A 17,036-nucleotide genomic window follows, 5' to 3' on the forward strand; every position below is an offset into this window, starting at 1 on the left:
TCGTTCTGCGGTCAGACGTGAGGCTTCTGGCAACATAACGCGTTTTCCCTGCATGTTTCCGACGTCATGCGCCACGGTGCACAACCCCTTGCCCAGTGCGCGCAGGCTATCAAACAAGATTTACTTATATCAAACAAATTTTGACGGGGTGATTTCGTCCTGCTATGGTCTCGACACTCGAAAAGAAGGACCCGGCGGTTGCGCTGGGTAGCAAGATACGCGCACTGCGGCAACGCCTGAAGCGCACCCTCGACGACACGGCAAGCGCGGCCGGCATTTCGAAGCCGTTCCTGTCGCAGGTCGAGCGAGGCCTGGCGTCGCCGTCCATCACGTCGCTGGCGGGCATCGCCCATGCACTCGGCGTGAAGGTGCAGTACTTCGTGGACACGCCCAGCGAAGAACGCTCGGTGTGTCGCGGGGATCAGCTGAAGTTTTTCGGGTTTGCCGACTCGGCCAACCTGTTTGCCCGGATGACCAATCTGTCCGGGGGTCGCCAGCTGGAGGCGATTCTCGTCAAGATGCCGCCCGGGCAGAAGCGTTCGGAAGTCACGACGCACGCGGGCGAAGAGTTTTTGTACGTGATCGCCGGCGAGGTATCGTTGACACTGGAAGGCAAGACGTTCGTCCTGCACGCGGGTGACAGCGCGCATTATGAATCGACGGTGCCGCATAGCTGGGCGAATACGGCCCGTGCGGAATCGACTGTCGTCTGGGTGGGTACGCCGAGACTGTTTTAGATCGCAGGCATTTCAGATCGGCCGGGTCCGACGCATCGAATCGCATGCCTGCGTTACGACTTGTAAGGATTCCTCCATGCTGGACAGACAACAGGGACCGCCCCGGCCCCGCCCAGGCTAATCACCGGGCGCGTGGCCGCGCACGCCAGCAGTGTTCCCCTCACCCTTTCTGCCACCTTACTTATGAAAAAAACGTCCGCCCTCGCGACGGCGCTGACCGCGCTCACCTGCGCGCTCACCTGCGCGCTCACCCTCGCGTTTACCCTCCCCGCTGGCGCCGTCACGGTCCCCGCAGGCGTCTCGCTCTCCCCTAGCCAGGACATCACCCGCCAGGTGCGCGGCGAAGTCGAATCGCTCGACCCCGCGCACATCGAGTCGTGGAACGGCAATACGGTCGGGCTGGACCTGTTCGAAGGCTTGACGCGCATCGACGCGAGCGGGGCGGTGGTACCGGGTGTGGCGCAGTCGTGGACGCGCACCGGGCCGGACACATGGGTATTCAAGCTGCGTCATGACGCGAAATGGAGCAACGGCCAGCCGGTCACGGCAGCGGACTTCGTCTACGCATGGCAGCGCGTCGTCGATCCGAAAACCGGCTCGAAATACACGATCCTCGTCGAGTTCGTGAAAAACGCCAAGGATGTGATCGCGGGCAAGATGCCGCCGTCGGGCCTCGCCGTGCGCGCGGCTGATCCCTACACGCTCGAAGTCACCACCGAAGTACCCGCCGCGTTCTTCCCCGAACTCGTGGCCATGGCGACGATGGCGCCGGTCGATCGCGCGACGGTGACGAAATTCGGCGATGCATGGACGCGCCCCGGCAACCTGGTGGGCAACGGTGCCTATGCGTTGACCGACTGGCAGCCGAACAACCGCATCGTGATGGTGAAGAACACGCACTACTGGAACGCGCCGAAAGTGGTGGTCTCGAAGGTGACGTACCTGCCGATCGAAGACAACGAAACGGCCATGCGCATGTATCAGGCCGGTCAGATGGACTACACCTACTCGATTCCGTCGGGTATCTATGCGCAGGTTTCGAAGCAGTTCGGCGGCGAGCTGCGCACCGGCCTGCAGATCGCGACGTACTACTACAGCCTCGACAACAGCTACCCGGCCTTCAAGGATGTGCGCGTGCGTCAGGCACTGTCGATGGTTCTCGACCGCGACCTGCTGACCTCGAAGCTCACGCAAGCCGGCGAAGAGCCGATGTACGGACTGATCGTGAAGGGCACCAAGGGCGCCGGCGTCTTCACCCCCGACTGGGCCTCGTGGCCGATGGCCAAACGCGTGGACTACGCGCGCAACCTGCTGAAGCAGGCCGGCTATTCGGACGCGAAGCCGCTCACGTTCACGCTGACGTATGACACCAACGACCTGCACAAAAAGGTCGCCCTGTTCGTCACGTCCGAATGGCGCACCAAGCTCGGCGTCACCGCCAAGCTCGAAAACGTCGAGTACAAGGTGCTGCTCAAGGAGCGCCACGACGGCAAGGTCCAGGCCTCGCGTGACGGCTGGTTCGTCGACTACAACGACGCCATGTCGTTCTTCGATCTGATCCGCTGCGGCAGCGTGCAGAACGACCAGCACTATTGCAACCCGAAGGTCGACGCGCTGATCGCCCAGGGTAACCAGCAGACCGACGACGCAAAGCGCACCGCGCTGCTCACCCAGGCGCACGCGCTCTCGATGAACGACTACCCGCTGATTCCGCTGTTCCAGTACTCCGCGGACCGGCTCGTGAAGTCGTATCTGGGCGGCTATCTGCCGACCAACTACATCGACATGCGCTCGTCGCAGGACCTGTACGTGATCAAGCACTGAGCACCGGAGTCCTGTCATGCTGGCGTACACCCTCAGACGCACGCTGTGGGCGATCCCGACGATTCTCGCCGTGATCACCGCGTGCTACCTGCTGCTGCATCTGACTCCCGGCGGGCCGTTCGACACCGACAAGCATCTGTCGGCCGCCGTGATGGCCAACCTCAATGCGAAGTACCACCTCGATCTGCCGCTCTGGCGGCAGTACCTGCTGTACCTGAACTCGCTGCTGCACGGCGACCTCGGGCCGTCGTTCCGCTACGTCGACTGGTCGGTCAACGATCTGGTGTGGCATGCACTGCCGGTGAGCCTAGGCGTAGGCGGTGTGTCGGTGCCGATCGCGCTCGTGATCGGCGTGCTGCTCGGCACGTTCGCCGCGGTCCGGCGCGACAGCATCATCGATCACATCGTGATGGTGCTCGGCAATATCGGCAACGTGATCCCGCCGTTCGTGCTCGGTCCGGTGCTTGTGTGGGTCTTCGCGATCCTGCTGAAAACCTCGAACGGCGACGGGCTGCTGCCCGCCGGCGGCTGGGGCAACGGCGAGTGGCGCTACCGCGTGCTGCCAATCGTGCTGCTCACCATCATCAACGTCGCCGCGATTGCGCGTGTCATGCGCGGCAGCATGATCGAAGTGCTGTCCGGCAACTTCATCCGCACGGCTCGCGCGAAGGGCCTGCCGGGCCGCACGATCATCATGCGTCACGCGATGAAACCGGCGCTGATGCCGGTCGTCTCGCTGCTCGGTTCGATCTGCATCTCGTCGATCACCGCCGCAGTCGTCACCGAGTCGGTGTTCGCCCTGCCCGGGCTCGGACAACTCGTCGTGAACGGCGCGATCAACCGCGATTACACGCTGGTGCTCGGCCTCGTCGTGCTGACCACCGCCGTGGCCGTCCTGTTCAACCTGCTGGTCGACCTCGCGTACGCGTGGCTCGACCCGCGCATCCGCTACTGATCCCATGAGCCGCCTCTCTCCTGCCCTCGACGCGCCGCCGGCCGCGATTGCGCCGCCGCGCTCGCGCAGCCCGTTCGCCACCGCCTGCGCGCGCTTCCTGCGCAATCGCGCGGGGATGGCCGGGCTCGTCATCCTGCTGCTGATCGTGATCGCGTGTTTCGTCGGCCCGTGGCTGCTACCCAACGATCCGATCAACAGCGACTGGGGGGCGATCAGCCTGGCACCGACCTGGCAGAACGCGCACTGGTTCGGTACCGACGAACTCGGTCGCGACCTGCTCGTGCGCACGCTGGTTGGCGGTCGCGTGTCGCTCGAAGTCGGCCTGCTCGGGACGCTCGTGTCGGGTTTGTTCGGTGTCGCGTGGGGTGCGACGGCGGGCTATCTCGGCGGACGGATCGACTCGGCGATGATGCGTATCGTCGACATGATGTACGCGATCCCCTACATGCTGATCGCCATCCTGATGATGACGCTGTTCGGCCGCGCGTTTTATCTGGTGGTGCTGACCATCAGCGCGTTTTCGTGGCTCGACATGGCGCGCGTCGTGCGCGGCCAGACGCTGTCGCTGCGTACGCGCGAATTCGTCGACGCAGCACGCGCGATCGGCATCGGCTCACGGCCGATCATCACGCGTCACATCGTGCCGAACCTGATCGGCGTCGTGGTCGTCTACGCGACCGTCACGGTGCCCAACATCGTGCTGACCGAATCGGTGCTGTCGTTCCTCGGTCTCGGTGTGCAGGAACCGATGACGAGCTGGGGCGTGCTGATCCAGGACGGCGCGCAAAAACTCGAATCGACGCCGTGGCTGCTGCTGTGTCCCGCCTTGATGCTGTGCGCGACGCTCTATTGCGTGAGTTTCGTCGGCGACGGTCTGCGCGACGCGCTCGACCCGAAGGAGCGTTGAGATGGCCCTGCTGGAAGTAAAAGACCTGAGCGTGCGCTTCACGCGCCGCGACCGCCCACCCGTCGATGCGGTGCAGCGCGTGTCGTTCTCGCTCGATGCGGGCCAGACGCTCGGCATCGTCGGCGAATCGGGCTCGGGCAAGAGCCAGACCGTAATGGCGCTGCTCGGCCTGCTGGCCTCGAACGGACATGTATCGGGCGAAGCAAACTATCGCGGCGAAAACCTGCTGGCGATGAAAGAAGGTGCGCTGAACAAGATTCGCGGCGACCGCATCGGCATGGTGTTCCAGGACCCGATGACGTCGCTCAATCCGTTCCTGACAATCGAACGGCAGATGACCGAGACGCTGCAGCTGCATCGCGGCGTCTCGCGCCGTGAAGCACGCCGCCGCGCGATCGAAACGCTCGAAACGGTGCGCATTCCCGACGCGGCACGCCGCATCGGCATGTACCCGCACGAGTTCTCCGGCGGCATGCGCCAGCGCGTGATGATCGCGATGACGCTGCTGCTCGAACCCGAGATCCTGATCGCCGACGAGCCGACCACCGCGCTCGACGTCACCGTCCAGGCGCAGATCATCGAACTGCTGCGCGAGCTGAACCGCGAGCGCGGCACGGCGATCGTATTGATCACACACGACATGGGTGTGGTGGCGGGTCTGTGCGATGACGTGATGGTGATGTACGCCGGTCAGACCGTCGAACAGGCGAGCGCCGCGACGCTGTTCGCCGCGCCGACGCATCCGTACACGATCGGCTTGCTGAACGCACTGCCGCGCCTCACCGACGACGACGCGCTCGACTACGATCGCGACGCGCCGCTGCGCACGATCCCCGGCAATCCGCCGATGCCAGGTCACCTCGGCGCCGGCTGCGCGTTCGCACCGCGCTGCGCGTATGCGCTCGATGTGTGCCGCACGACACCGCCGACGCTCGCCTCGACGACGACCCCGCCGGTTGGTCCAGGCAAAGCGCCGGGCACTGCACGGCGCGCCTGCCATCGTCCCGTCAATGAAATTGTGGAGGCACTGCCATGACCACTCAGGCTGTGAAACCCGATACCTCGACCGTGCTCTCGGTCAGCGATCTGAAAGTGCATTTCCGCGTCTCGCGCGGCGGCCTGCCGTGGTCAGGCAAGGCGACCTTGCGCGCAGTCGACGGCGTGACGTTCGACGTGCGACGCGGCGAAACGGTCGGACTGGTCGGCGAGTCGGGCTGCGGCAAGTCGACGCTCGCGCGTGCGATCGTCGGTCTCGTGCCGGTCAGTGCGGGCAGCGTGCAGTGGCTCGGTGCGGAAACCGTACATGCGGCAGGTCACGCAACCCGGCGCGACACGACGCAACTGCGCCGCGACGTGCAGATGATCTTCCAGGACCCGTTGGCTTCGCTCGATCCGCGCATGACGATCGAACAGATCGTCGCCGAGCCGCTCACCACGCATCGCCCCGGCGTCGGCCGTGAAGACGTACGCCGTCGCGTGCTCGCGATGCTCGAGCGCGTCGGGCTGAACGCGCAACATCTGCGGCGCTATCCGCATGAGTTTTCCGGCGGTCAGTGCCAGCGTGTAGGCATCGCACGCGCGCTGATCGGCGAACCGCAACTGGTGATCTGCGACGAACCCGTGTCGGCACTCGATGTGTCGATCCAGGCGCAGATCGTCAACCTGCTGCGCGATCTGCAGCGCGAACTGCAACTCTCGATGCTGTTCGTCGCCCACGATCTCGCTGTGGTCAAGGCCATCAGCCAGCGCGTGCTCGTGATGTACCTGGGCCGCGTGATGGAGTTCGGCGACCGTCAGGACGTGTACAAGACGCCGCGTCATCCGTACACGCGCGCGCTGCTGTCCGCCGTGCCGGTACCCGACCCGGCCATCGAAAAGGCCCGCAAGCATCTGCTCCTGCGCGGCGAAATTCCGTCGCCGCTGTCGCCGCCTTCGGGCTGCGCATTCCGCAACCGCTGCCCCGAAGCCATCGATGCCTGCGCAAGCGAAACGCCGTTACCGCTCACGCGCGGCACCGGCACGGCACGCATCGCGTGTATTCGCGTCGGCGCCGACTAGACGCATATCCCCTAACCCTGAAGTAATCCTTTCCCGACAGGGCTGACCCGCCCTGTCGCTGGAGACGCTCGTCCTGCTACCGCAGAACGCGCAAACGCGTGGACTGGCCAACCGTCAGTCGAAGGTTCAACACCATAAAAAAGAGATCTAGATGAAAAGCACCCTTTCTCGACCCGAAACTTCAAGAAACACCTGGCTGATGCTCGGCCTGCCCGCCCTGACTGCGCTCGCAGCGACAGCCGGTGCCTACGCAGACGACGCGATGCCAGCAGCGACCGGCGTTGCCGCGAAAACGGCACCGGCCATCACACTCGCACAGACGGCACCCGTCGGCCCCACGCCGACCGAGAACGTCATCGTCAACGCGGAAGCGGACCAGATCCAATTGCCGCCCGCACCGTTATCAAGTCAGTCGAAAAGCAACGGCTTCATCGCCGATAGCCACCTCGACCTGCAGTTCCGCAATTACTCCGACTATCTGGAGATCAAGGGCGGTCCGCGTCGCCACTCATGGGTACAAGGCGCGCAGGCGAACTACCAGTCGGGCTACACGCAGGGGCTGATCGGCTTCGGCGTCGATGCGTCGTTATTCGGCGCGCTGAAACTCGACGGCGGCCAGGGCGCCGGCAACATGGTGCACGTCGCGCCTGGCGGCGGCTCGAACCAGCTTGCGTGGGCCTACCCCGGTATGTACGACATCAAGGGTCGCATTTCGGAAACCGTCGTCAAGTACGGTCTGCAGACCGTGTCGAATCCGTTCCTCGAACCGCACGACAACCGTGCATTGCCGCCGACCTTCCTCGGCGTGACGCTCGTCAGCAAGGACGTGAAGGACATGTCGCTCGAAGCGGGGAGCTTCACGAAAACCGACGCACGCGGGCAGACGCGGCTGACCTCGCTCAGCACATCGTATGGCGGCGTGAAGTTCGACCGGCTCAGCTATGTGGGCGGCAACTGGAACTACTCGCCGAACGGCACGCTGTCGCTGTATGCGGATCAGGCCGACAACGTATGGCGCCAGTACTTCGCTTCGGTCACACACTCGATCGGCGATCCGTCGACGGTAAAGTGGACCGGCCTCGCCAACATCTACTCGACACACGACACCGGCAACGCGCTGCAAGGTCATATCAACAGCAACGCGTACAGCCTCGCGCTGTCCGCGCAGCACGGCGCGCATTCGCTGTTACTCGGCTACCAGCAGGTGCTCGGCGACCAGTTCTTCGATTATGTGAACGAAACCAACGGCATCTATCTGACCAACTCGATGGACGTCGACTACAACGCACCGCACGAGAAATCGCTGCAGTTGCGCTATTCGGTGGACGGCAAGTACCTCGGCTTCCCGGGCTTCAAGGCGATGCTGTGGGGACTGACGGGCTGGGGCGCGGATGCATCGGCGGAAGCGGCGGCGAACGCATCGGCGTCGAGTCCGTTCCATGATCTGTACTGGAAGAACGGCGAACCGGTGCACGGCCGTCATCACGAGATCGGTTTTATTCCGAGCTATACGCTGCAAAGCGGCCGCTTCAAGGATACGAAGATCACCTTCATCGCGATGTGGCACGTCTCGCAGGCGCACTACTCGGACAGCAACAACATGGAATACCGGCTGGTGGTGAATGTGCCGGTCAAGGTGTTCTAACGAAGGTGTGCACAAGCGCAGTGGAAGCCGCTACGGGCGATGCCCTTCGCAGCTTCCACTCCTGGTGTGGGGAGAGGCGTCATGCTGCCGGAAAGTCGGTTCCCTCCGTCAGATCGCGCCATGCCTCGAAGTTCGTGCGCAACGCATCCAGTCGTTTGAGTGCAACGTCGAGCGCCGATTTGCCGAGCAGCAGGCGTAACGGTGGCACGTCGGATTCCAGCGCGGCGATAACCGCCGCGGCGCCTTTTACCGGGTCCCCCGGCTGATGTCCCGAGACGGATTTTGTCGCCGCCCGGCGCTTACCTGCGGTGTCTGCGTAGTCGTCGATGATCGTCTGTGAGGCTATCATCGAGCGCCCCGCCCATTCGGTGCGAAACGCGCCCGGTTCGACGATCGTGACCGCAATGCCAAGTGGCTTGACTTCATGCGCGAGCGATTCGGACAGTGCTTCGACGGCGAATTTCGTCGCGTGGTAGTAGCCGGTCGCCGCGAACGCAACCAGCCCGCCCAGCGAAGAGAAGTTCACGATATGGCCACTGCGTCGAGCGCGCATGCCAGGCAGCACCGCTCTGGTGAGCGCCAGCAGACCAAAGACGTTGGTCTCGAACTGCGCACGAATGGCATCGTCCTCGCCTTCCTCGATGGCGGCGAGATAGCCGTATCCCGCTGCATTCACCAGCACGTCGATCTGTCCAAATCGTGCCTGCGCGGCTTTCACAGCCGCGGCGACGGAAGCCGGCTCAGTGACATCCAGACGTACCGTCATGGCGGTTTCAGGGTATTGGTTCGCGAGACTCGCCAGTGCCTCGGGTTGTCGTGCCGCCAGTACCACGCGCCAGCCACGGGCGAGCGCCATGCTCGCAATTTCATGGCCTAATCCGGACGAACTGCCGGTAACAAACCATACGGTGTCTTCAGAAAATGCTGTCATCGTTGTGTCCTCTTTTCGCTCGGAAAGTGTGTGCCATGGTGGCTCAGAGGGAACACGACGCGTTAGTCCGTTAATATCAGTGTTTTGCACGATCCTGCCAGAGCGTTCCCCGCGGGCAGCGTGTGCGCCTCACTTCAGAGCGGGTTTTCTTATGCTTGCAGACAACCTGTCGTCGCTGCACCGCCTTGTCCTGCGGCACTGCAATCAGACGCGGCTCGCCACGTCGTTGCCCAACCTCACGCTCTTCAACTGCCCGAATCCGACGCAGCCGGTACGCAGCCTCTATGACCCGCGCTTTTGCGTGGTGCTGCAAGGACGCAAACGCGTGCTGCTCGGACGAACGGTTCATGATGCCGGGGCGTCGCAATGTCTGATCGCCACGACCGATCTACCTGTCACCGCACACGTGACCGAGGCATCGCCGGACAAACCGCACCTTGCGTTGAATCTGACGCTTGACCGCCTCCGCGTCACCGAAGTCTGGTCAACGATGCCGTCACCCCCCACACCGAAGGTGGGCGTATGCGGCCTCTCGGTAGGTGCGCTGGAGGAAGCCCTCATCGACCCGATCACCCGACTGCTAGACATTCTCGATCGGCCAGAGGACGCCATCGTGCTCGCGCCCATGATCGAGCGGGAGATTATTTACCGCCTCCTGCAAGGCGCGTTGGGCCCCATTGTTTCCGCTCTGGTCAATGATCCAGGCCTGAAGCAGATTGATCATGCAATCCGTTGGCTTCGCGACAACTACCACCAACCGCTTCATATCGATGAACTGGCTTCGCTCGTGGGGATGAGCGTCACCTCGCTGCATCGCCATTTCAAGGCGGTCACGGCAATGACGCCGCTCGAATACCGCCGCGAAATAAGAATGGAGGAAGCGCGCCGGCGCATCCTCTCGGGCGTTATGCGCGTGGCTGATGCCGGGATCGAGGTCGGCTACGACAGCGCATCGCAGTTCAGCCGGGAGTATCGCCGGCATTTTGGACGTAATCCGAGTGAGGAGATTGTGCGTCAGCAATGAGACGGGAAGGGTTGTACGCTCACCTGCAACGGAGGGCCGTCAACCGATCCGTTCGCTGACGGCCGCCGCCGCGAGCGCCTGCATCGGGCGGCGTAGCGCGGCATCGAAGGGATTCGTCTGCGGGCCAATCGCATCGGCCTGGCGCCGCAACAGTTCGACGACCATCGGCAGGCGGTCGTCACCGAGCCGCGACGCGAGCGTACCGACGCTGAGCGCCGCCACCGCGATACCGTTGCGATCGAGCACCGGCACCGCCACCCCCGCCATCCCGTCGAGCACACCGCTGCTGCGACCCGCGTAGCCAAGCTGCCGCACGCGCTCGATCTCCGTGCGCAGATAGACCTCGTCCAGCACACCATAGCCGCGAATACGCGGGACATTGAAGCGGATGATTTCTTCGCGTTCCGCTTCCGGCAGAAACGCGAGGATCGCGAGGCTGCCCTGACCGACACCAAGCGCGACCCGTCCGCCGATGTCGCCGGTAAACGAGCGGATCGGGAACGGCCCTTCGCACAGATCGACGCACACCGCGTCGAACCCGTTCTTCGCGAGCAGGAAGATCGTGTCGCCAAGACTCGCGCACAGACGCAGCAGCGCGGGCCGGCAAAGCGTACGCAGGCCGTTGGGGTTGCCAGCCTGCGCCGCGAGCGCGAAGAAGTCGACGCTCAGGCGGTACAGCTTCGATTGCTCGTCCTGCTCGACCATCCCTTCGACGATCAGTGTCTGCAGGATGCGATGCACGGTGCCCTGCGTGAGGCCGACCGTCTTTGCGAGCCGTGTCACGCGTGCGCCATCCTGCTGCATACCCGCGAGCGCGCGCAGTACCGCGAACGCCCGCGCCAGCATGCCGGTGCCTGGCGTGCTGGCGGAACCCGGCGCGGGATCGTCGTCATGAACGGTAGTGATCATCGAGTTTCCTTCAAATTGATTCCATTCAGCGGAAGATTAGCACGGGTTCGATTCGTTATCAGAATGCCTGTCTGCGCCTTTGTATCGGCACAAATTCGTCAATATCAGGGATTACGCGCACATCCTCGAATGGAATCAATTCAACCCCGCATGGCAAATATATTCCATTTAATGGAATTATTTTCGTTTTTATATCGTTTGATGGAATATCAAATTGACGCTGCATAATTTGGCTGGCTAGAGTCGGCTTCATCCGAGCCATCACGGACTCATCGGGTGCGCGCTCACCCAAAGGCCACGCCATGTCGTTCCTCACACTCACGGACCTGACGAAGTCGTTCGGCGATCTGCATGCGGTCGCCGACGTGAACCTGTCGGTCGAAAAGGGCGAGTTCGTGTCGCTGCTCGGGCCATCGGGTTGCGGCAAGACCACGACGCTGCAGATGATCGCGGGGTTCGTCGACGTGACGCGCGGCCGCATCACGCTCGACGGCCGCGACATCACGCAGATGAAGCCGAACCGGCGCGGCCTCGGCGTCGTGTTCCAGAGCTACGCGCTGTTTCCGCATATGAGCGTCGCGGAAAACGTCGGCTTCGGACTCGAGATGCGCGGCATCGACAAGGCCGAACGTAAGGAGCGAATTCGCGAGACGCTCGCGCTCGTGCGGCTCGATACGCTCGCGCATCGCTTTCCGCGCGAACTGTCGGGCGGACAGCGGCAACGTGTAGCGATTGCCCGCGCGATCGTCATCGCGCCGCCGGTGCTGCTGCTCGACGAACCGATGTCGAATCTCGACGCGAAGTTGCGCGAGGACATGCAGTTCGAACTGCGCGCGATCCAGCGCAAGGTCGGCACGACGACGATCATGGTCACACACGATCAGTCCGAAGCGCTGTCGATCAGCGATCGCGTTGTCGTGATGGAAGCAGGACGCATCACACAGATCGATACGCCGTATCACGCATACGAGCGCCCCGAGAATCTGTTCGTGTCGCAGTTCATCGGCAAGGCCAACATGCTGCCGGGCAAGGTCGTGAGCCGCGACGGCGAAGCGATCCGTATCGACCTCGGCCACGATCTCGCCGAAACCGGACGCACGGCGCAACTGCCGCTACGTGAACGCGAGATCGATGTCGGCGATGCCGTCACGCTGTGCATCCGTCCGGAAAAGTTACGGCTGTGCGCACCAGGCACCGGCAGGCTGTCGGCCACCGTGACGAGCCGGTTTTTCCTCGGTAGCCAGTGGCTGTATCGGGTCGACAGCAAGCTTGGCGAAGTGCTCGTGTGTTGTCAGAACGAAGGCACCGAGCCGCTCGCGGAAGGCGCACCGGTCGGCGTCGACTGGAATAGCGAAGCGATCCGTTTTATTCAGCGGGATGCGCATCATGGCTAGCGCACTGCCTGTTACCCGCCGCGCTGCGGCAGCGCGCGCACCGTGGCACGCGTACCTGCCGCTGTGGCTGATGTGCGCGCCGGCCTTCGCGCTGTTTGCGGTGCTCGTCCTCGTGCCGCTCGCGATGACGCTTGTTCTCACCTTCTATCGTTTCGATCCGGCCAGCGGCCCGATCGCCGCGTTCCAGTTCGGCAACTACGCGGAAGTGCTGACGTCGTCGTATTTCCACACAATCTTCGCGCGGACCTTCGGCATCGCCGTGTTGACTACCGCGCTGTGCATCGCGATCGGCACGCCCGAAGCGTACGTGCTGTCGCGCATGCGCGACCCGTGGCGTTCGCTGTTTCTGCTGGTGATTCTCGCGCCACTGCTGGTGTCGGTGGTGGTGCGCGCGTTCGGCTGGAGCATGCTGCTCAACACCGACGGGCTCGTCAATCATGCGCTCGGCGCGTTCGGTCTTGGCCCGTACAAGCTCGAGTACACGACGTTCGCTATCGTCATTGCGCTCGTTCACGTGATGTTGCCGTTCATGGTGATCCCCGTCTGGACCGCGCTGCAAAAGCTCGATCCGCAGACCGAGAACGCCGCGCTGTCGCTGATGGCGTCGCCCGCTACGACCTTGCGCCGCATCGTGCTGCCGCAACTGATGCCCGGCATCCTGTCGGGCAGCCTGATGGTGTTCGGTCTGTCGGCCAGTGCGTTTGCGATTCCGGGTCTGCTCGGCGGGCGTCGCTTGAAGGTTGCAGCAACCGCCGTCTATGACGAATTCCTCAGCTCGCTGAACTGGCCGCTCGGCGCGACGATCGCGCTGTTGCTGCTGGCCGCGAATCTCGTCGTGATGCTGACGTACTACCGCGTACTCGAACGCCGCTACGCGCGCAGTATCGGCTAGGAGCCCACGATGAGAAAGAACGGTCCGCTCGCCCTCGCCTTCCATACGCTCGTCATCCTGTTCGTGCTCGCGCCGCTCGCAATCGTCGTGCTGGTTGCGTTCACGCCCGATGAAACGTTGACGCTGCCCACGCACGGCTTCTCGCTGCGCTGGTTCCGCGCAATTCTCGATTATCCCGACTTCGTCAGTGCGTTTTTTAACAGCCTTAAGCTTGCGTTCGCGTCGGCCACGTTGTCGCTGATCGTTGCGTTGCCTGCGGGGCTGGCCATTGGTCGTGCGCGTTTTCCAGGGCGCAGCTTTCTGAACGGTCTGCTGCTGTCGCCACTGGTCATTCCAGGGCTCGTGCTCGGTATCGCATTGCTGCGGTTCTTTGCACTGGTCGGTGCAACCGGTTCGTTCGCATGGCTCGTACTCGCGCATATGGTGATCATCACGCCATTCGTCATGCGCCTCGTGCTTGCCTCGGTGAGCGGTCTCGATCGCAGCATCGAACATACGGCGCAGTCGCTCGGCGCCGACGCGTGGACGGCTTTCCGCCGCGTCACGCTACCGATGATCCTGCCCGGCATCACCGGCGGCTGGTTGCTCGCGTTTATCAACAGCTTCGACGAGCTGACGATGTCGATCTTCGTGACGTCACCGCAAACGGTCACGTTGCCGGTGCGCATGTACATGTACGCGACGGAATCGATCGATCCGATGATGGCATCCGTCTCGGCGCTCGTGATCTTCATTACCGCAGGCGCGATGCTGTTGCTCGATCGCGTGTACGGACTCAACCGCATTCTGATCGGCCAGCATTGATGTCTTCTTCCGATTCGCATTCATTCGATCCTCAAGCGGCCGGCGCGCAGTTCGTCAGGCTCGCCGAAACGCAGCGCGCGCCGCTTGCGTTCGTGCTCGATGGGCGGCCCGTTGTGGCACTCGCCGGCGATACCGTTCTCACCGCAATCCTCACGCAACAGCGCAGCGTGCGGGCGAGCGAATTCAGCGGCGAACCGCGTGCGGGTTTTTGCCTGATCGGCGCGTGCCAGGATTGCTGGGTCCGTACCGAAGACGGCACACGCATTCGCGCGTGCTCGACGCAGATTGCCGACGGTATGCGTATCGTCACGCGTGCGCTGGCCGGTCTGCCTGGAGCCGACCAATGACGCACGACGACGCTCGCATCGTGATCGTCGGAGCCGGGCCGGCTGGCGTGCGCGCCGCACAGACGCTCGTCGCCGCGGGACTGTCGCCGGTGGTGATCGACGAGAACGCGCGCTGGGGTGGTCAGATCTATCGGCAGCCGCCGGCTGATGCCGCGTTCGTTCGCTCGAAAACCACGCTGTACGGCTTCGAAGCGCGCAAAGCCGACGCGCTGCACACGACGATGGCAGCGCTGTTACCGCAGCTCGACTACCGGCCGGACACGCTCGCATGGTCCTGCGAACCTGGCTACCTCGATACGCTGCACGCAGGCCGCGAAGCACGTGTGCCGTTCTCACATCTGATCATCGCAAGCGGCGCAACTGATCGCGTGCTGCCGGTGCCGGGCTGGACGCTGCCCGGCGTCTATACGCTCGGTGGCGCGCAGGTCGCCTTGAAAGCGCAGGGTTGCGCGATCGGTCGACGTGTCGTGCTCGCGGGTACGGGGCCGCTGCTGTACCTCGTCGCGTATCAATACGCGAAGGCCGGTGCGCAGATCGCCGCCGTGCTCGACACGAGCAGCTGGTCGCAACAGATCGCAGCAGCACCGCGGCTCGCGCGCCTGCCATCGACTTTCGCGAAAGGGCTCTACTACGTCGGTTGGCTGAAGGCGCATGGGGTGCGGATCGAACGCGGTGTGACGCTCGATGGCATTGATGGCGAACGCTTCGTTACGGGTATTGCGTGGCGACGCGACGGGGGTCCTGCCGCTGCTGTTCAGACGCTAGCGTGCGACGCCGTCGGCATCGGCTTCGGCCTGCGGCCCGAGACACAGCTCGCGGATCTCGCCGGTTGCCGCTTCCGCTTCGACACACTCAATCGCTGCTGGCTACCGGAACTCGATGACGCTGGCCGCAGCTCGGTGCGCGGCATCTATCTGGCCGGCGATGGCGCGGGCATTGCCGGTGCCGATGCAGCCGAAGCAGCGGGACGTCGCACGGCACTCGCCCTGCTCGACGATCTTGGCATCGCGCATCCGCGCATTAACGGTCAACCGGATGCCGCACAACTCGCACGCAAGCTGCGACGCATCGCTGTGTTTCGTAGCGGCATCGAGGCTGCGTTCGCGCCGCCCGCAGGCTGCACGTCGCGCTGGCCCGACAGCATGACCGTATGCCGTTGCGAAGAGATCGACGCAGGTACGTTGCGCCAATGCATTCGTGCAGGCGACGCCGTCGAGATCAATCGTCTGAAAGCATTGACGCGTGTCGGCATGGGTCGCTGCCAGGGACGTATGTGCGGTGAAGCTGCTGCCGCGCTGCTCAGCGAGGAAACTGGCTTACCGCTCGAAGCTGTCGGCCGCGTGCGCGGTCAGGCGCCGATCAAGCCGATTCCGATGTCGCCCGCGTTGTACACGGAAGGCGTAACGGCAATCCCCGAAGAGGCCCGCGATGAATGAGTCTCTGCACTACGACGTGGCGATTGCGGGCGGCGGGCTGGTCGGTGCATCGGCAGCGCTCGCGCTTGCGCAACGAGGACTACGCGTCGGGTTGTTCGAGCGGCGCTTTTGCGGCGCGCAGGCAAGCGGTGTCAACTACGGTGGCGTGCGCTGTCAGGGGCGCCCTGCCGAACAGTTGCCGCTCGCGCTGCGCGCACGCCGTGTGTGGGACCGGCTGCCGGAACTGCTCGGCATCGATGGAGAATTTGTCGTGTCCGGGCATCTGCGGCTTGCGCGCAGCGAGGACGATTTCGCCGCGCTCGAAGCCTATGCCACGCTCGCACGCGAGCATGGTCTCGATCTGCAACTGATTGCTGGCGATACCTTTCGCCAGCGCTACCCGTGGCTCGGCCGTGCGGCGCTGGGTGGCTCGCTCTGCGCCACCGACGGCCACGCGAATCCACGGCTCGTATCGCCCGCATTCGCGCGTGCAGCTCGCGCCGCTGGCGCGGACGTCCGCGAACACACCGCACTCGACGACATCGAGCACGATGGCACGCGCTTCCAGCTACGTGCCGGCAACCTGCATGCAAGCGCCGACTGGCTGATCAATTCGGCCGGCGCGTGGGCGAATACGATTGCCGGCCGCTTCGGCGAAACGGTGCCGATGCAACCGATCTACCCGAACATGTGGGTCACCGAGCCACTACCCCCGTTCATCACCCACAACCTCGGCGTGTACGGCGGTGGCATCTACGCGCGCCAGGTTGCACGCGGCAACTGCGTGATCGGCGGTGGCCGCGGACACGGCGACGGCGAATATGGCCAGCCTTCCACCGAAACGACGCGCGCCGTGATGCGCGACGCGTGCGCGCTGCTGCCTGCGCTGCGCGATGCGCTGCTGATCCGCACGTGGAGCGGTGTCGAAGGCTGCACGCCAGATCACAACCCGGTGATCGGTGCGAGCGGTACTGTTCCGCGTCTGCTGCATGCGTTCGGCTTTTCCGGCGGCGGCTTTCTGCTGGCGCCGGGTGTCGGCGAAGTGCTGGCGGACCTGATCGTCGACGGTACGACTGCAACGCCGCTCGATGCGTTTGCGATCAATCGCTTTGCGCCGCCTTCCCTATCGCCCGACGCAGTGAATACCGTGGCGCAGCCTGTTCCGTCTGTCCATCGTCAATGAGGAGACCTTCC

General features: G+C 63.8%; 17 protein-coding genes. 14 read left to right on the plus strand and 3 right to left on the minus strand.

The genetic code is table 11. From position 1 onward, the window contains the following. The first annotated feature begins 164 nt into the window (after window positions 1–164). The 7 genes from BWP39_RS25435 (at window position 165) to BWP39_RS25465 (ending at window position 8,126) form a co-directional block, all read left to right on the plus strand. A complete protein-coding gene (locus BWP39_RS25435; protein ID WP_096725024.1) occupies window positions 165–737 on the plus strand; it encodes a cupin domain-containing protein in 573 nt (190 codons plus the stop codon). A 183-nt stretch (window positions 738–920) separates the two neighbouring features. Next, complete coding sequence (locus BWP39_RS25440) at window positions 921–2,561, plus strand: peptide ABC transporter substrate-binding protein (RefSeq protein WP_096725025.1); 1,641 nt, start codon at window positions 921–923, stop codon at window positions 2,559–2,561. Window positions 2,562–2,577: 16 nt separating this feature from the next. Beyond that, window positions 2,578–3,516: an ABC transporter permease subunit gene (locus BWP39_RS25445; protein ID WP_096725026.1), complete on the plus strand. Its 939-nt coding sequence runs from the start codon at window positions 2,578–2,580 to the stop codon at window positions 3,514–3,516. A gap of 4 nt (window positions 3,517–3,520) precedes the next feature. Continuing rightward, the gene (locus BWP39_RS25450; RefSeq protein ID WP_096725027.1) at window positions 3,521–4,423 is read left to right on the plus strand and encodes an ABC transporter permease; all 903 of its coding nucleotides are present in this window, start codon (window positions 3,521–3,523) and stop codon (window positions 4,421–4,423) included. A gap of 1 nt (window position 4,424) precedes the next feature. Further along, window positions 4,425–5,459: an ABC transporter ATP-binding protein gene (locus tag BWP39_RS25455; RefSeq protein WP_096725028.1), complete on the plus strand. Its 1,035-nt coding sequence runs from the start codon at window positions 4,425–4,427 to the stop codon at window positions 5,457–5,459. Beyond that, window positions 5,456–6,481, plus strand: coding sequence for an ABC transporter ATP-binding protein (locus BWP39_RS25460; protein WP_096725029.1), 1,026 nt, complete (start codon window positions 5,456–5,458; stop codon window positions 6,479–6,481). The genes BWP39_RS25455 and BWP39_RS25460 overlap by 4 nt, the downstream gene beginning before the upstream one ends. A gap of 151 nt (window positions 6,482–6,632) precedes the next feature. Further along, a complete protein-coding gene (locus BWP39_RS25465) occupies window positions 6,633–8,126 on the plus strand; it encodes an OprD family outer membrane porin (RefSeq protein WP_096725030.1) in 1,494 nt (497 codons plus the stop codon). 79 nt (window positions 8,127–8,205) lie between these two features. Here the strand turns inward: BWP39_RS25465 and BWP39_RS25470 are convergent, their stop codons facing one another. Beyond that, entirely contained in the window at window positions 8,206–9,057 is an 852-nt protein-coding gene (locus tag BWP39_RS25470; protein WP_096725031.1) for an oxidoreductase, read from the minus strand. A gap of 151 nt (window positions 9,058–9,208) precedes the next feature. Between BWP39_RS25470 and BWP39_RS25475 the strand changes: the two genes are divergently transcribed. Next, window positions 9,209–10,081, plus strand: coding sequence for an AraC family transcriptional regulator (locus BWP39_RS25475; protein WP_170043901.1), 873 nt, complete (start codon window positions 9,209–9,211; stop codon window positions 10,079–10,081). Window positions 10,082–10,120: 39 nt separating this feature from the next. Here the strand turns inward: BWP39_RS25475 and BWP39_RS25485 are convergent, their stop codons facing one another. Both BWP39_RS25485 and BWP39_RS31590 read right to left on the minus strand, forming a co-directional pair. Further along, window positions 10,121–10,990: an IclR family transcriptional regulator gene (locus BWP39_RS25485; RefSeq protein ID WP_096725033.1), complete on the minus strand. Its 870-nt coding sequence runs from the start codon at window positions 10,988–10,990 to the stop codon at window positions 10,121–10,123. A 58-nt stretch (window positions 10,991–11,048) separates the two neighbouring features. Further along, window positions 11,049–11,294 carry a hypothetical protein gene (locus BWP39_RS31590; RefSeq protein ID WP_133116936.1) on the minus strand — a complete coding sequence of 82 codons (246 nt, stop codon included), beginning with the start codon at window positions 11,292–11,294 and terminating at the stop codon, window positions 11,049–11,051. On the opposite strand from BWP39_RS31590, the gene BWP39_RS25490 reads away from it, so the two are divergent. Genes BWP39_RS25490 through BWP39_RS25515 form a run of 6 tightly spaced genes read left to right on the plus strand, consistent with a single transcriptional unit; the run spans window position 11,293 to window position 17,025 of the window. Beyond that, window positions 11,293–12,384 (plus strand): ABC transporter ATP-binding protein, encoded by a 1,092-nt coding sequence (locus BWP39_RS25490; protein ID WP_096725034.1) that lies wholly within the window; start codon window positions 11,293–11,295, stop codon window positions 12,382–12,384. The two genes, BWP39_RS31590 and BWP39_RS25490, sit on opposite strands and share 2 nt — an antisense overlap. Further along, window positions 12,377–13,276, plus strand: a complete 900-nt coding sequence (locus BWP39_RS25495; protein ID WP_096725035.1) for an ABC transporter permease — start codon at window positions 12,377–12,379, stop codon at window positions 13,274–13,276. The genes BWP39_RS25490 and BWP39_RS25495 overlap by 8 nt, the downstream gene beginning before the upstream one ends. 9 nt (window positions 13,277–13,285) lie before the next feature. After that, window positions 13,286–14,080 carry an ABC transporter permease gene (locus BWP39_RS25500; protein WP_096725036.1) on the plus strand — a complete coding sequence of 265 codons (795 nt, stop codon included), beginning with the start codon at window positions 13,286–13,288 and terminating at the stop codon, window positions 14,078–14,080. Continuing rightward, the gene (locus tag BWP39_RS25505; RefSeq protein WP_096725037.1) at window positions 14,080–14,427 is read left to right on the plus strand and encodes a (2Fe-2S)-binding protein; all 348 of its coding nucleotides are present in this window, start codon (window positions 14,080–14,082) and stop codon (window positions 14,425–14,427) included. Before BWP39_RS25500 ends, BWP39_RS25505 begins: the two co-directional genes overlap by 1 nt. Further along, complete coding sequence (locus BWP39_RS25510; protein WP_096725038.1) at window positions 14,424–15,863, plus strand: FAD/NAD(P)-dependent oxidoreductase; 1,440 nt, start codon at window positions 14,424–14,426, stop codon at window positions 15,861–15,863. Before BWP39_RS25505 ends, BWP39_RS25510 begins: the two co-directional genes overlap by 4 nt. Further along, a complete protein-coding gene (locus BWP39_RS25515) occupies window positions 15,856–17,025 on the plus strand; it encodes an NAD(P)/FAD-dependent oxidoreductase (RefSeq protein ID WP_096725039.1) in 1,170 nt (389 codons plus the stop codon). Before BWP39_RS25510 ends, BWP39_RS25515 begins: the two co-directional genes overlap by 8 nt. Window positions 17,026–17,036: the final 11 nt, after the last annotated feature.

Source organism: Paraburkholderia acidicola (assembly GCF_002362315.1).
In the GTDB taxonomy this organism is placed as follows: domain Bacteria; phylum Pseudomonadota; class Gammaproteobacteria; order Burkholderiales; family Burkholderiaceae; genus Paraburkholderia; species Paraburkholderia acidicola.

Excerpts from the sequence above, each read along its gene's own strand:
- BWP39_RS25435 (WP_096725024.1), top strand. The coding sequence starts at position 165 with ATGGTCTCGACACTCGAAAAGAAGGACCCGGCGGTTGCGCTGGGTAGC.
- BWP39_RS25475 (WP_170043901.1), top strand. The coding sequence starts at position 9,209 with ATGCTTGCAGACAACCTGTCGTCGCTGCACCGCCTTGTCCTGCGGCAC.
- BWP39_RS25470 (WP_096725031.1), bottom strand. The coding sequence starts at position 9,057 with ATGACAGCATTTTCTGAAGACACCGTATGGTTTGTTACCGGCAGTTCG.
- BWP39_RS25490 (WP_096725034.1), top strand. The coding sequence starts at position 11,293 with ATGTCGTTCCTCACACTCACGGACCTGACGAAGTCGTTCGGCGATCTG.
- BWP39_RS25500 (WP_096725036.1), top strand. The coding sequence starts at position 13,286 with ATGAGAAAGAACGGTCCGCTCGCCCTCGCCTTCCATACGCTCGTCATC.
- BWP39_RS25450 (WP_096725027.1), top strand. The coding sequence starts at position 3,521 with ATGAGCCGCCTCTCTCCTGCCCTCGACGCGCCGCCGGCCGCGATTGCG.
- BWP39_RS25505 (WP_096725037.1), top strand. The coding sequence starts at position 14,080 with ATGTCTTCTTCCGATTCGCATTCATTCGATCCTCAAGCGGCCGGCGCG.
- BWP39_RS31590 (WP_133116936.1), bottom strand. The coding sequence starts at position 11,294 with ATGGCGTGGCCTTTGGGTGAGCGCGCACCCGATGAGTCCGTGATGGCT.
- BWP39_RS25510 (WP_096725038.1), top strand. The coding sequence starts at position 14,424 with ATGACGCACGACGACGCTCGCATCGTGATCGTCGGAGCCGGGCCGGCT.
- BWP39_RS25465 (WP_096725030.1), top strand. The coding sequence starts at position 6,633 with ATGAAAAGCACCCTTTCTCGACCCGAAACTTCAAGAAACACCTGGCTG.
- BWP39_RS25485 (WP_096725033.1), bottom strand. The coding sequence starts at position 10,990 with ATGATCACTACCGTTCATGACGACGATCCCGCGCCGGGTTCCGCCAGC.
- BWP39_RS25460 (WP_096725029.1), top strand. The coding sequence starts at position 5,456 with ATGACCACTCAGGCTGTGAAACCCGATACCTCGACCGTGCTCTCGGTC.
- BWP39_RS25440 (WP_096725025.1), top strand. The coding sequence starts at position 921 with ATGAAAAAAACGTCCGCCCTCGCGACGGCGCTGACCGCGCTCACCTGC.
- BWP39_RS25495 (WP_096725035.1), top strand. The coding sequence starts at position 12,377 with ATGGCTAGCGCACTGCCTGTTACCCGCCGCGCTGCGGCAGCGCGCGCA.
- BWP39_RS25455 (WP_096725028.1), top strand. The coding sequence starts at position 4,425 with ATGGCCCTGCTGGAAGTAAAAGACCTGAGCGTGCGCTTCACGCGCCGC.
- BWP39_RS25445 (WP_096725026.1), top strand. The coding sequence starts at position 2,578 with ATGCTGGCGTACACCCTCAGACGCACGCTGTGGGCGATCCCGACGATT.
- BWP39_RS25515 (WP_096725039.1), top strand. The coding sequence starts at position 15,856 with ATGAATGAGTCTCTGCACTACGACGTGGCGATTGCGGGCGGCGGGCTG.